Origin of the sequence: Aliidiomarina sedimenti (genome assembly GCF_003986955.1) — a bacterium.
In the GTDB taxonomy this organism is placed as follows: domain Bacteria; phylum Pseudomonadota; class Gammaproteobacteria; order Enterobacterales; family Alteromonadaceae; genus Aliidiomarina; species Aliidiomarina sedimenti.
On sequence record NZ_PIPN01000003.1, the window covers coordinates 152647 to 166715 of the forward strand.

The 14069-nt window shown below is 54.3% G+C and carries 9 protein-coding genes; 6 read left to right on the forward strand and 3 right to left on the reverse strand.

Features of this window, described 5'->3' with window-relative positions; translation table 11 throughout:
- Nucleotides 1-17: 17 nt before the first annotated feature.
- Complete coding sequence (locus CWE12_RS07730) at nt 18-920, forward strand: mechanosensitive ion channel family protein (RefSeq protein WP_126789128.1); 903 nt, start codon at nt 18-20, stop codon at nt 918-920.
- On the opposite strand, the gene xseA is transcribed toward CWE12_RS07730, so the two are convergent.
- A complete protein-coding gene (gene xseA, locus CWE12_RS07735) occupies nt 917-2272 on the reverse strand; it encodes an exodeoxyribonuclease VII large subunit (protein ID WP_420836635.1) in 1356 nt (451 codons plus the stop codon). The two genes, CWE12_RS07730 and xseA, sit on opposite strands and share 4 nt — an antisense overlap.
- 110 nt (nt 2273-2382) lie before the next feature.
- Here xseA and guaB point away from each other — a divergent pair, with 110 nt between their 5' ends.
- The 4 genes from guaB to tadA all read left to right on the forward strand — a co-directional run bounded on the left by guaB (nt 2383) and on the right by tadA (nt 7940).
- A complete protein-coding gene (gene guaB, locus CWE12_RS07740; protein WP_126789130.1) occupies nt 2383-3849 on the forward strand; it encodes an IMP dehydrogenase in 1467 nt (488 codons plus the stop codon).
- Nucleotides 3850-3969: 120 nt separating this feature from the next.
- Nucleotides 3970-5547 (forward strand): glutamine-hydrolyzing GMP synthase, encoded by a 1578-nt coding sequence (gene guaA, locus CWE12_RS07745; protein WP_126789131.1) that lies wholly within the window; start codon nt 3970-3972, stop codon nt 5545-5547.
- 14 nt (nt 5548-5561) lie between these two features.
- The gene (locus CWE12_RS07750) at nt 5562-6959 is read left to right on the forward strand and encodes a Na+/H+ antiporter NhaC family protein (RefSeq protein WP_126789132.1); all 1398 of its coding nucleotides are present in this window, start codon (nt 5562-5564) and stop codon (nt 6957-6959) included.
- Between the two features lie 453 nt (nt 6960-7412).
- A complete protein-coding gene (tadA, locus tag CWE12_RS07755; RefSeq protein WP_126789133.1) occupies nt 7413-7940 on the forward strand; it encodes a tRNA adenosine(34) deaminase TadA in 528 nt (175 codons plus the stop codon).
- On the opposite strand, the gene CWE12_RS07760 is transcribed toward tadA, so the two are convergent.
- Together CWE12_RS07760 and mltF are read right to left on the reverse strand one after the other, a co-directional pair.
- Entirely contained in the window at nt 7895-8083 is a 189-nt protein-coding gene (locus CWE12_RS07760; RefSeq protein WP_126789134.1) for a hypothetical protein, read from the reverse strand. The genes tadA and CWE12_RS07760 overlap by 46 nt on opposite strands.
- Nucleotides 8084-8088: 5 nt before the next feature.
- Nucleotides 8089-9534 carry a membrane-bound lytic murein transglycosylase MltF gene (gene mltF, locus CWE12_RS07765; RefSeq protein WP_241984165.1) on the reverse strand — a complete coding sequence of 482 codons (1446 nt, stop codon included), beginning with the start codon at nt 9532-9534 and terminating at the stop codon, nt 8089-8091.
- A gap of 141 nt (nt 9535-9675) precedes the next feature.
- On the opposite strand from mltF, the gene purL reads away from it, so the two are divergent.
- Nucleotides 9676-13578, forward strand: coding sequence for a phosphoribosylformylglycinamidine synthase (gene purL / locus CWE12_RS07770; protein ID WP_126789135.1), 3903 nt, complete (start codon nt 9676-9678; stop codon nt 13576-13578).
- Nucleotides 13579-14069 lie beyond the last annotated feature (491 nt).

Sequence of the window (14069 nt, forward strand, 5' to 3'; positions counted from 1 at the left end):
CAAAATAAGGAATTAGCATGAACGAGATGTGGCTCTGGCTGGAAGAAAACCAAAGTATACTGGCGATGTATGCAGTGCGCTTTGTTATTGGTCTGGCAATACTAGTGGGTGGTTTTATTCTCTCCGGTATTATCAGCCGTAGCATGGTAAAGCGTCTTGATAAGAGCAAGATTGATAATGCCGTGGTGTCGTTTCTGGCCGGTATTGTACGGGCTATTATCGTCGCTGCCGCGATTATGATGGCGCTCTCCCATGTGGGTATTCAGACCACCTCGTTTATCGCCATCTTAGGTGCTATGGGTCTGGCGATTGGCCTGTCATTGCAGGGCTCACTGGCAAACTTTGCCTCCGGGGTGCTAATCATGATCTACCGTCCGTTCAAGTCCGGCGACTATGTCGAAGCGGGCGGTGTGTCGGGTACTGTGATCGGGATTGAGCTATTCACCACGATTCTGAAAACCCCAGACAGTAAGAAAGTGGTGGTCCCTAATTCGCAAATCACTTCAAATCCGATCACGAACTACTCCGAACACCCGACGCGACGGGTCGATATGGTGATTGGGGTCAGTTACAGCGCGGACCTGAAAAAGACCAAAGAGGTGCTGATGGGCGTCCTTAACGACGACCCTCGTGTGCTGGAAGAGCCTGAACCGCGCGTCTCGGTGAACGAGCTGGCAGATTCTTCAGTCAACTTTATTGTTCGTCCCTGGGTTAACAGTGAAGACTACTGGCCGTTTTACTGGGATACCATGGAAACCATTAAGCTCAAGCTGGATGAAGCCGGTATTGGCATCCCGTTCCCACAAATGGATGTCCATTTGCATCAGGGTGGCAGCGACGAAGGTCCGATCCGAATCGCTTCAACAGTGTCCCAAAGCGCGGGCAGTGACGCAGACAAGCAGCACGCCAATCACGGCTAGTCGAGTACTTTACTTTTCAGCTCGCCTTGACCAAGGCGGGTGGTAATAACAGCGCCGGGCTCTACTTGCCCGGCGTTTTTGATCACCTCACCAGTGTCAGTCTGAGTAATACTATAACCACGACTCAAGGTTTGTAACGGCGACACCAGCTGCAATGAGTGGGCGTTCGCGGCGGTGCGTTGCTGAGCCTGTTTGAGCACCTGCAGCATAGCCCGTTGCAATTGTTGTTCGGCACGCAGGTGTTGCTGCCGGGCGCGATCGAGGTGGGCGGCCGGTTTGATTTGGCTAAGGCGCGCCTGCAAATGATGCTGTTGCTGACTACAGTGACGTAATAATGCATGTACGCTTTGCTGAAGCCGACGTTGCAGTTCATCCTGCCGTTGCCCTTGTTGTTGCAATTGCTGGGCCGGGTGAAGCGGGGTTAGCCGTTGCTGCAATAAGGCCTGGCGGTGCTGAACCCGGTGCAATGCATGCTGCCAGGCACGCCACAGGCGTTGGCTAAGGTGCTGCTGTTGGGCGCGTAAATGACTGCGGTCCTGACTTAGCAATTCGGCGGCTGCAGAGGGGGTCGGGGCACGCAAGTCAGCGACGAAATCGGTGATCGCAAAATCCACCTCATGACCCACCGCAGAGATGACAGGCAACCTACTGGTAAATACCACTCTGGCCAGAGTTTCGTCGTTAAAACAGGACAAATCTTCTAATGAGCCACCGCCGCGGGTGAGCAGAATAACATCGACTTCATTACGTCGGTTGGCTGTATTCAAGGCGCTAATCAGATTCTCAGCTGCCAGACTACCCTGTACCTGTGAGGGATACACAATCACTTCAACACTGGCGTCACGACGTTTAAGGACTGAAAGCACATCATGCAAAGCAGCGCCACTGGCAGAGGTCACCACGCCGATACGGCGGATATCTGTGGGCAGTGCTTTTTTACTGGCGGGGTCAAACAAACCTTCGCTTTGAAGCTTGGCTTTAAGTTGTTCGAATTGCTGTTGCAGTAACCCGGCACCGGCATCTTCCATGTGCTCGACGATCAGCTGATAGTCACCACGCGGTTCATAGAGACCTGGTTTGGCCCGCACCATGACCTGTTTGCCATTGCCAACCTGAGTCATAACCCGCTGGTTGGCGCCTCTGAACATCGCGCAACGTACCTGCGCTTTGCTATCTTTTAAGGTGAAATACCAGTGTCCGGACGCCGGCGCTGAAAAGTTCGACAGTTCGCCGACCAGCCAGACCTGACCGAAGTGACCTTCAAGTAACCGACGGACCGCCAGGTTTAGCTTAGAAACGCTGTAAATAGTGCGCTGTGGGCTGGATTCAGCTTGTTCGGGTGCAAACACAATGAGGCCTTATTGAGAATCTGATAAAAACTAGTTTACTGGAGCCATGCTTGTGAGTAAAATACCGCCGCAACATTGATCCAGCTCCCACCTTTCACAAGAGAGATGTTGCCATGCTACGAATTGCTCAAGAAGCCCTGACTTTTGACGACGTTTTACTCGTTCCCGGTCACTCTACTGTTCTACCTCATACCGCGGACTTACGCACGCGTCTGACGCGCAACATCGAACTCAATATTCCAATGGTCTCATCGGCGATGGATACCGTGACCGAAGCTGATCTGGCGATTGCGCTGGCTCAGGAAGGCGGCGTTGGGTTTATTCACAAGAACATGAGTATCAGCGAACAGGCTGCACATGTTCGCAAGGTTAAAAAATACGAAAGCGGGATTGTTAAAGACCCGGTCACTGTGACGCCATCGATGACCATTGCCGACGTGAAAGCACTGGCGGCAGAACATGGTTTCCAGGGTTTCCCGGTAGTCGATAATAAGCGCCTGGTTGGTATTGTTACCGGTCGCGATACCCGCTTTGAAGATGGCAGCCATACGACAGTCGCCGATGTGATGACGCCGGAAGAGCGCCTTATCACGGTCAAACAAAACGCCAAAAGCGAGCAAATCCTGGCCTTAATGCATCAGCATCGGATCGAAAAGATCCTGGTCACCGATGACAAGCAGACGCTGGTTGGCATGATTACGCTGAAAGACTTCGAAAAAGCAGCCAACAAACCCAATGCCTGTAAAGACGAGCAGGGCCGTTTACGGGTCGGTGCTGCGGTTGGTGTTGGTGCAGGCACTGAAGAACGGGTCGCTGCATTGGTTGATGTAGGTGTTGATGTGATTCTGGTCGACACCTCCCATGGCCATTCTGAAGGGGTGCTTGAGCGGGTTCGCTGGGTTCGCAAGAATTTCCCTGATGTGCAGTTAATTGCTGGTAACGTAGCCACCAAAGCCGGTGCGCTGGCGCTGGCCGACGCCGGTGTCGATGCCGTTAAAGTCGGTATTGGCCCGGGTTCTATTTGCACCACACGTATTGTGACCGGCTGTGGTGTGCCACAAATTACTGCTATTGCGGATGCAGTTGAAGCACTTAAAGACCGCGACATTCCGGTTATTGCCGATGGTGGCATCCGTTTCTCCGGTGATATTGCCAAAGCCATTGTTGCCGGCGCCAGTTGTGTCATGGTCGGCAGTATGCTGGCTGGCACTGAAGAAGCGCCAGGTGAAGTTGAGCTGTATCAGGGGCGTTATTACAAATCCTATCGCGGCATGGGTAGCATCGGTGCGATGAACCAGAGCCACGGTTCTTCAGATCGTTACTTCCAAAGCAGCAACCAGGCGGAGAAACTGGTTCCGGAAGGAATTGAAGGCCGGGTTGCTTATAAAGGACCGATGGCGACCATTATCCATCAGCAGATGGGTGGCTTGCGCTCGGCGATGGGGCTTACCGGCAGTGCCGATATTCTGACCCTGCGCACTAAACCTGAATTCGTCCGGGTCACGTCTGCCGGCATGGGTGAGTCCCATGTGCATGATGTACAGATTACCAAGGAAGCACCGAATTACCGTTTAGGTTAACCCCTGGGGCATGCACTGCATGCCATCGCGCATTATCTGAGGGCAGGCAGGGTCTGCCTTCAGGCATTTTGTATCTATGGCAGGTTAGTTATGCCAGTCGCAACCAACACGAGAGAACCAATGACCACTGACATTCACCAGCATCGTATTCTAATCCTCGACTTTGGCTCGCAATATACTCAGTTAATCGCCCGCCGTATCCGTGAAATCGGGGTCTATTGTGAACTCTGGGCATGGGACGTGGATGCCGCCGACATTAAAGCGTTTAACCCGCAAGGGATTATTCTGTCCGGTGGGCCGGAAAGCGTGCCGGAACCAGGTTCACCACGCGCGCCAGAGTACGTATTCGAGGCCGGTGTACCGGTGCTTGGGGTTTGTTACGGTATGCAAACCATGGCCGCTCAGCTCGGCGGACGGGTATTGGGTTCAGATGAACGTGAATTTGGGTATGCCCAGATTGAGCACGTGATCGAAAGTGAACTGTTTAAGAACATTGAAGATGCGGTCAGCGAAAACGGCAAACCGCTGCTTGATGTATGGATGAGCCACGGTGACAAGGTCATTGAAATCCCAGCTGGTTTCGAAACTGTTGCGCGTACCAAAACCTGCCCGCATGCGGCAATGGCGGATACCAAACGTCATTTTTATGGGCTTCAGTTTCACCCGGAAGTGACCCATACCCGCCAGGGCCTGCGCATGCTTGAGCATTTCGTGAATGACATTTGCGGCTGTGAAAACCTGTGGACGCCAGCCACCATTATTGATGACGCGATTGAACGTATTCGCGACCAAGTCGGCAATGACAAAGTTATTCTTGGCCTGTCCGGTGGGGTGGACTCCTCCGTCACCGCGATGTTGCTGCACCGCGCTATCGGGAGCCAGTTAACCTGTGTCTTTGTCGACAATGGACTGCTGCGTCTCAACGAAGGCGACCAGGTGATGGAAATGTTCGGCGACCATTTTGGCCTTAACATTGTGCGCGTGGATGCCGAAGATCGCTTTTTAAGCGAGCTTGCCGGTGTCAGTGACCCAGAGCTTAAACGCAAGACCATCGGCCGTGTGTTCATTGAGTTGTTCGATGAGCAGGCGACTTCAATCGAAGACGTACAATGGCTGGCACAAGGGACTATCTATCCCGACGTGATTGAGTCGGCTGGTTCCAAAACCGGTAAAGCACACGTTATCAAGTCGCATCACAACGTCGGCGGCTTGCCCGAAGACATGCAGTTGAGCCTGGTTGAGCCGCTGCGTGAACTATTTAAAGACGAAGTGCGCAAAATAGGGCTTGAGCTTGGTTTGCCATACGACATGCTGTATCGCCATCCCTTTCCTGGTCCAGGCTTAGGGGTTCGGGTACTGGCTGAAGTGCGCAAAGAATATTGTGACTTATTACGCCGTGCCGACCATATCTTTATCGAAGAGCTGCGCAACTCGGGCTGGTACGACAAAGTCAGTCAGGCATTTGCGGTGTTCCTGCCGGTTCGCTCTGTGGGCGTGATGGGTGATGCGCGTAAATACGACTGGGTTATTGCCATTCGTGCAGTGGAAACCATCGATTTCATGACTGCGCGCTGGGCTCACCTGCCGTATGATTTGCTGGAACGCGTCTCAAACCGTATCATTAACGAAATTAATGGTATTTCACGGGTTGTGTATGACATTTCTGGCAAGCCACCAGCAACGATTGAGTGGGAATAACGCGGTAAGTCACCATGGACGGTAGCTGGTATAGCTTGCTGCCGTCATTATTGGCGATCGTATTCGCCATCCTCACCAGGCGGGTCATTCTCGCCTTGTTGGGTGGCGTGTTACTGGCCAATGGACTTTTCTATGCACCCGACCTGCTGAGCGCGTTTCTTGGCAGTGTGGTGTCGTTAAGTAGTGCTCTGGTCGACCCGGGTAATATGCAAATCTGGGCCTTCACCCTGATTATCGGCGCCTTATTTGGTGTGCTGGAAGGGGGCGGGACGTTTCGCCATTTTGTCGCTGCGCTCGAGCGCCGCCGGTTGGGTAACTCGCCACGTAAAGCACGCCTGTTTACCTGGTTTCTCGGTGTGGCGGTCTTTATTGAGTCGAATGTCTCGATTATGACCTCGGGTACCACTTCACGTCCGCTCTACGACCGTTTGGGCATGTCCCGCGAAAAGCTTGCTTACCTGATTGATTCAACCTGCGCGCCGATTTGTATTCTGATCCCGCTGAACGCCTGGGGTGCTTTTAATCTGGGTTTAATCAGCGCGCAGGACATCGCCAACCCGCTGCTAACCTTTGCCCAATCGTTGCTATTTAACTTCTACGCCATTCTGGCTATTGTACTCGCACTTTGGGTCGCCTGGAGTGGCTGGAGCATTGGCCCTATGCGTAAAGCAGACCGACGCGCGCTCACGCAGGCCGAGCAGAACGCGGACGCAGCGACGCAGAGTGAGCCTGCTACAGCGGATTACAACTCCGCTGCAGCTCGCAGCGTGATGCTAAGCCTGCTAAGTATGATTGTACTGGTTCCGCTGATGCTATTAATCACGGGCAACGGCAGTATCGTGCAGGGCGCTGGCACCACCAGTGTGCTGGTTGCGGTCAGTTGTGCGCTGGCGTTGGCGGTATTCGGTGCGCGGATAAGTCTGCAAACGTCATGGCGTAAGCTCGGCTGGCACGCGTTGCAAGGGGCCCGTAAAATCCTGCCGTTAGCAATTATTTTGTGGCTGGCGATGGTACTGGGCGACATGACACGGATGCTCGGCACCGCCAGTTTTATAACCAGCCTGATTGATGACAGTTTTCCGGTTTGGGTGCTGTTGCCGACCACCTTTATTCTGGCCGCGCTGACCGCGTTTGCCATCGGCTCGAGCTGGGGCACTTTTGCTATCATGCTACCGCTGGCGATTCCGCTGGCACTGTCACTGGGTTTACCCCCCGCGCCTTTTATTGCGGCGGCTATTTCAGGCGGAATTTTTGGTGATCATGCCTCGCCGATTAGTGATACCACAATTCTGGCATCACTGGCTGCGGGGACGGAACATATTGACCACGTACGTACCCAGTTACCTTACGCCTTGCTGGCGGCCTTCGGCACCATTCTGCTTTATCTCACCTATGGCCTCTGGGTGATGTAAAAAAGACGATATTGGCGTCAATTGACGTCAATATCGTTTGCTAGCACTCCCGTGGCGACCGCTCAATCTCGCTAGACCCCTTATCTTTCCTGTGATTTCAGTTTTTTGAAAAACTGGCGCGCCTCTTGCTAATAGATATAGGCAGATAACTGTACTCTATGTGCATAGTCGAATTCAGCTAAGCAATTAGCAGATTAAAAGACCTTGGAACGGCTTACAGGGACGTAAGTACTGGACACCGCGTTAGGGAAGACGCAAGAGGACGCAGGGCTGGACGCCCCCATGGAAGACACCTACAGGATGTAGCTATGCCAAAGGATTGGTGCCAATGGATGGCAGCTAAGGGACGCGCAGGAAAGATAAGGGACCAGCCCGCAGGATGCGGGCTTTTTTCTTTCTGTCAGATAAATCCGTATACTAGACCTACCCTTTTCAATCGATACCCATACCTCAATGCAAGACGACTATTACATGCAGCTGGCGCTGGAACTCGCTGATCAGGCCGAAGCCCAGGGCGAAGTGCCGGTTGGAGCCGTGATGGTTCATGACGGCAAGATAATCGGCCGTGGATATAATCAGGTGATCACCCTGGCTGACCCGTCTGCGCACGCTGAAATGCAGGCGTTAAAAGAAGCCGCGCATTACCTGCAGAACTATCGGGTGCTCGACACAACGCTGTATGTAACGCTGGAACCTTGTCCAATGTGTGCCGGTGCCCTGGTGCATGGGCGGGTAAAACGACTGGTGTATGCTGCGGCGGATCTGAAGACAGGCGCCTGTGGAAGTGTGTTTAACTTAACTCAGGACCCGCGCCTGAACCATCAGCTGGAAGTCACTGCCGGGCTGATGGCCGAGCCCTGCGCGGAAAAGCTGTCAAACTTCTTCCGTCAGCGCAGAGCCGCTAAAAAAGCGTTAAAAAAAGCGGCACGGGCGTATCAGTCGTCCTCTGATAGGGTCGGTTCGGATCCGTCCTCGTCCTGAGCTTTTCGTTTTTGCGTATCCTGATAAAACCATTTGGTGCGGCGATCCGTTAAGCTCAAACGGTGCTTGCGCCAAAGCTGACGACGGCGTTCGTTGGGAATAATCCCTTTGCCACGAGGGGTATTGCGCATGCCTCGTTTCATTTACCTTACTCCTCTGACTCGTCAGCCTGATCCTCGCGCTGGACCAGGCGGTTGTCTCCAGGGTAGGGGATACGGTTTTGTGAATCTAGCCATTGCAGCGTGTCATAGTAGCGTCGGATATTGCCAACGTAGGTGACAGGCTCGTCGCCACGAGCGAATCCATAGCGAGTATCTTTGTAGTACTGCTTTTGCCGCAACAATGGCAGACGCGCGCGAACGTCGACCCAATAGTCCGCGTCGCCTCCCTGGCGGGTGGTAATTTCACGCGCATCATTTAAATGGCCGAGGCCCACGTTATAGGCTGCCAGGGCAAACCAGGTCCGGTCCGGTTCGGTGATGCGATCCGGCAGGCGTTGGTGCAAGCGCTCAAGGTAGCGGGCGCCGCCGCGAATGGCCTGTTCAGCATCCAGTCGACTGCGCACGCCCATCGAGCGAGCGGTCGGCAGGGTTAACATCATCATCCCTCGAACACCGGTGGGCGAGCGCGCCCAGGGGTCCCACAGACTTTCCTGATAACTAATCGCAGCCAGCAGGCGCCAGTCCAGGTTGCCTGCATACTGTTGAAATAGTTCGATATATTGTGGCAAAGTCTCGTCTACAGCCTGAATAAACAGCTGCGTATCGACGTAATTAAAATGCTGAACATGGCCCCAGTAGCGATCGACCAGTTTAGTGATTTCGCCGCGTTCATGTTGGCGCCCGATGTATTCAATGGCGGCTGCATACAATGAGTCGTCTTCGGCGAGCGGGAATGCCCAGGCCAGCGGCACATCAAAACGCACCGTAAAGGCTACACTCAGGTCAGGATACAGGCGCCGCTTGATATCCAGGGTATTGGTATCGGCAATAGTGAAATCAATTTCTTCGGAAATGACCTTGGCTAGCAGTTCGTCGGCGTCGTAGAGCCGGGTCGCACGCCACTGTAAATCCGGATACTCGGCCTGGACCTCCTGCAAATATTCTTCGTGGCTGCTGCCTGAAACCACCACTAGCTCGCCCTCGAGGTCACTCCAGTCCCGCGGACGTTGACGGGTACCCTGTTTGAAAATCAGCCGTTGGTCAACACGGTGGTAGTACGGGGTAAAACGCATGTGCTTGCGGCGCTGGTCCGTCACATCGAGTCCGGCTGCGAGAAAATCGACGCGGCCGTGCTCTAAATGCTCGAATAAATGCTCAATCTGGACTTCGTCGAGCACTCTGAGTTCAACGCCTAATTCGTCCGCAAGGGCCAGGGCCATTTCGTACTCAAAGCCGGTGGGACTCTCCCCGTCCAGATGGTAGCTCGATGAGTTCATAATCGTGCCCACGGTCAGATAACCACGCTGCTGTACCTCTTGCAGGTAATTTTGTTTAACCGGATCTGAATTACAGGCCGTTAATAATGAGACCGAAACGACTAGCAGACTAAGAGCCGCTAAGCGCAGGGATTTTTTTATATTTGGTTTTTCCATGCAATCCTCTATGCGTTACTACGCTCTTTATACCATGCTAAAAGTTCCACTGCATCGTCATTTATGTCGCAAAATATGGCCACTTTCTTTATAATCGCAGCCACCAGACACCTGCTCAATTAACCTGCGGAGTCCAGACCAGTGCAAATTTTGCGTGGCGCGCCTGCCTTATCCGATTTTCGTCAACAAAAGCTGATAAACCGTATGCAACAAGCGGGCCTTGATGTCCGTTCTGTTAGCGCGGAATTCATTCATTTATATACCGCTGAACCTGCGCTTAGCGAGCAACAGCAAAATGTATTGCAGCAGCTGCTAACCTACGGCCCGGCCCGGGAAGAAAAAGCAGGCGGCGAGCAGCAAGTTTTTGTCACCCCACGGCAGGGAACCATTTCCCCGTGGTCGTCGAAAGCTACCGATATAGCTCATAATTGTGGGCTGGTAGCGGTGAAGCGGGTTGAGCGGGGCATTCTGTATCACTTGGAAGGTGAATTTACCGCTGAACAATGGGAACTCGCGAAAGGCTTTTTGCACGACAGGATGACTGAAAGCACGTTCGCCACTTTGGCTGAGGCCGACGTCCTGTTTGCCCATGCGCAACCGGCGCCGCTGAGCACCGTGGATATTCTTGCCGATGGCCGTCACGCACTGGCAACGGCAAATATTAATTTGGGTCTGGCATTGGCAGAGGATGAAATCGACTACCTGGTTGAAAATTTCCGTGCCCTTGGCCGTAATCCCAATGACATCGAACTCTATATGTTTGCGCAGGCAAACTCAGAGCATTGCCGGCATAAAATCTTCAATGCCGACTGGACGATTGATGGCGAAGAGCAGGCCAAATCACTGTTTGGGATGATTAAAAACACCTTTAAAAGCACCCCGGACTACGTCCTGTCTGCCTACAAAGACAACGCCGCGGTGATGGAAGGCTCTGCAGCCGGACGTTTTTTCCCGGCACCATTTGGCAGCGCCGATCCGGGTGAGTACGGTTACAGCAACGAAAATATCCACATTCTGATGAAAGTGGAAACCCACAACCACCCGACTGCCATTTCACCTTATCCAGGTGCGGCCACCGGCTCGGGCGGTGAAATTCGGGACGAAGGTGCCACGGGTATTGGTGCCAAGCCAAAAGCTGGGCTGGTTGGCTTTACCGTGTCCAACTTACGCATTCCTGGTTTCGATCAGCCGTGGGAAGAAGATTTCGGCAAACCTGACCGTATTGTGACCGCGCTCGATATTATGCTGGAAGGTCCATTAGGAGGCGCCGCCTTTAACAATGAATTTGGCCGCCCGAATATTCTCGGCTATTTCCGTACCTACGAAGAAATGGTTGCAAGCCATAACGGCACCGAACTGCGTGGCTACCATAAACCCATTATGATCGCCGGTGGTCTCGGTAACATCCGTGAAGACCACGTTGAGAAAGACGAGATCCCGGTTGGCGCACCGCTGGTCGTATTGGGCGGTCCAGCGATGAATATCGGTCTTGGTGGCGGTGCTGCGTCGTCAATGACCTCGGGTACCTCATCGGCTGAACTTGATTTCGCCTCCGTGCAGCGTGAAAACCCGGAAATCGAACGCCGCTGTCAGGAAGTGATCGATCGCTGCTGGCAGATGGGCGCCGATAACCCCATTGTCTTTATTCATGACGTTGGTGCAGGTGGCCTGTCCAACGCGATGCCAGAGCTGGTCAATGACGGTGAACGTGGCGGTCAGTTTAAGCTGCGTGCAATCCCGAACGATGAGCCTGGCATGAGCCCGTTGGCAATCTGGTGTAACGAGTCCCAGGAACGCTACGTGTTGGCCATCGACCCAGCTAAACTGGCGATATTCAGCGCTTTGTGTGAGCGCGAGCGCGCGCCGTTCGCGGTGGTAGGTGAAGCAACCGAAGAGCGTCACCTGAAACTGTACGATGAGGTTTTTGATAACTACCCGGTCGACATGCCACTAAACGTACTACTGGGTAAAGCACCAAAAATGCATCGCGACGTGACCAGCCGCAAAGCCGGGGGTGACAACTTTGCGACTCAGGGTATTACTGTCGACGACGCCGTAGGACGTATTTTACGCTTGCCAACGGTGGCTGAAAAAACCTTCTTGATAACCATCGGCGACCGTTCTGTGACCGGCTTAGTGGCTCGTGACCAAATGGTAGGACCATGGCAGATCCCAGTCGCAAACTGTGGTGTAACCGCTGCGTCGTATGACAGCTATGCCGGTGAAGCCATGTCGATGGGCGAACGCACCCCAGTGGCGTTGCTGGATTACGCTGCCTCAGCCCGTTTAGCGGTTGCCGAAGCGATCACCAATATCGCAGCCAATGCGATCGGTGACTTAAAACGAATTAAATTGTCAGCAAACTGGATGGCCGCCGCCGGTCACCCCGGCGAAGATGCCGGTTTGTACGAAGCCGTAAAGGCAGTGGGTGAAGAACTTTGCCCGGCGCTTGGCTTAACCATCCCGGTCGGCAAAGACTCAATGTCGATGAAAACCCAGTGGCAACAGGACGGTAAAGACACTGCCGTGACCTCGCCGCTGTCGCTGGTTATCACCGCCTTTGCCCGGGTCACCGATGTACGCAATGCGATTACCCCGCAGTTGCAGCCCAGCGCGAACGAAGACGACAACAAGCTATTCCTGCTTGATTTAGGCCGTGGTCAGAACCGTTTAGGTGGCTCCGCCCTGACTCAGGTCTATCGCTCAATCGGACAGCAGCCAGCAGATCTCGACAGCGCAGAGGATTTAAAAGGCTTCTTCCATGTTATTCAGACCCTGATCGCCGATGGCCAGCTCAGTGCTTACCATGATCGCTCAGACGGCGGACTCTTTACCACGTTGGCAGAAATGGCGTTTGCCGGTAACTGCGCCCTGGATGTTGAGTTGCCCGCGAACACCGATGCTGTAGCCGCACTTTTCGCTGAAGAGCTGGGCGCAGTGGTTCAGGTCACCGCGGCCGGCGCTGCGCGTTTGCAGACCCTGTGCCAGGAACACGGCCTCGACAATGTACTGGTGGAGCTTGGTGTAGTTAGCGCAGGCGATGAAGTGCGCATTCGCCAGCAGGGCGAGACCGTCTTCAGCGCAAGCCGCTCCAGTTTGCGAGCGATCTGGGCCGAAACCACCGACCAGATGCAACGTCTGCGCGATAACCCCGAATGCGTCAGCGAAGAATGGGCGATTAAAACCGATACCAGCAACCCTGGTTTGCACGCCGACCTGACCTTCGATCTCAACGAAGACATCGCCAGCCCTTATATTAATAAAGGTGCAGCGCCGCAGGTTGCGATATTGCGCGAGCAAGGCGTTAACTCCCATTATGAAATGGCAGCGGCATTTGACCGCGCAGGCTTCAAAGCGATTGACGTACACATGAGCGACATTCTCAGTGGACGGGTCAGCTTAGAGCAGTTCCAGGCGCTGGCAGCATGCGGCGGCTTCTCATACGGCGACGTACTCGGCGCCGGTGAAGGCTGGGCAAAATCAATTCTGTTCAACCAGCAAGCAAGGGAGCAATTCGCCACCTTCTTCGAGCGCAACGACACCTTGTCACTGGGCGTCTGCAACGGCTGCCAGATGTTGTCCAACCTGCACAGCTTGATCCCAGGCGCTGAAGGCTGGCCACGTTTTGTGACCAACCGTTCCGAGCGTTTCGAAGCCCGCGTCAGCATGGTCGAAGTACAAAAATCACCGTCCCTGTTGTTTGCCGGTATGGAAGGCTCACGCATGCCAATCGCCGTGTCACACGGTGAAGGCCGGGTCGAATTTAAAGATGCCAATGGCGCCGCCAGCCTAAGCCAGGCCGGCCAGGTGGCACTGCGTTACGTCGATAACTACGGCAAAGTCACCGAGCAATACCCAGCCAACCCGAACGGTTCAACCGGCGGCATGACAGGTATCACCAGCAACGACGGCCGCGTCACCCTAATGATGCCGCACCCTGAACGGGTCTTCCGCACCGTCGCCAACTCCTGGCACCCCAGCGAGTGGGGCGAAGACAGCCCATGGATGCGCATCTTCCGCAACGCCCGCAAAGCCATCGGCTAAGCAAAAAGGCCCGCATCGCTCGGGGAGGGTGACACTGGCTGCTTCCCGGGCAGGTGGGGGTTCTGTTTTGGGAGACGCCGTAAACCCGTCCCTGGGGGCTTGACGGCCGCATCCCTGCGGCCGACACTCCCAAAAGCAGAACTCCCCACCCGCCCGCGCAGCCAGCGTCACCCTCCACTCAACACCTGTGCGCTATTTAACGAATCCATAAACTAACAACGTCACTGTTTCTTGGGCCACGTCTTTCGTGGCTTAACATGTGTTATTTGTTGGAGTAAGGGAGTCACGGAGAAAGACCGACGTGGGCTATGGACGCTTGCCGGGCGTAGGATTGGCCGCGCGGAGGGGTGGGGGATTCTGCTTTTGGGGGCGTTGAGCGCATGGATGCGCGAACCGAGCCTACATGGATGTACTTGCGGCGTCCCCCAAAACAGAGCCCCTACCTCTCCGCAAAGCGGTCAACCCTACGCCCCCCACAAAGCCAACCTTTA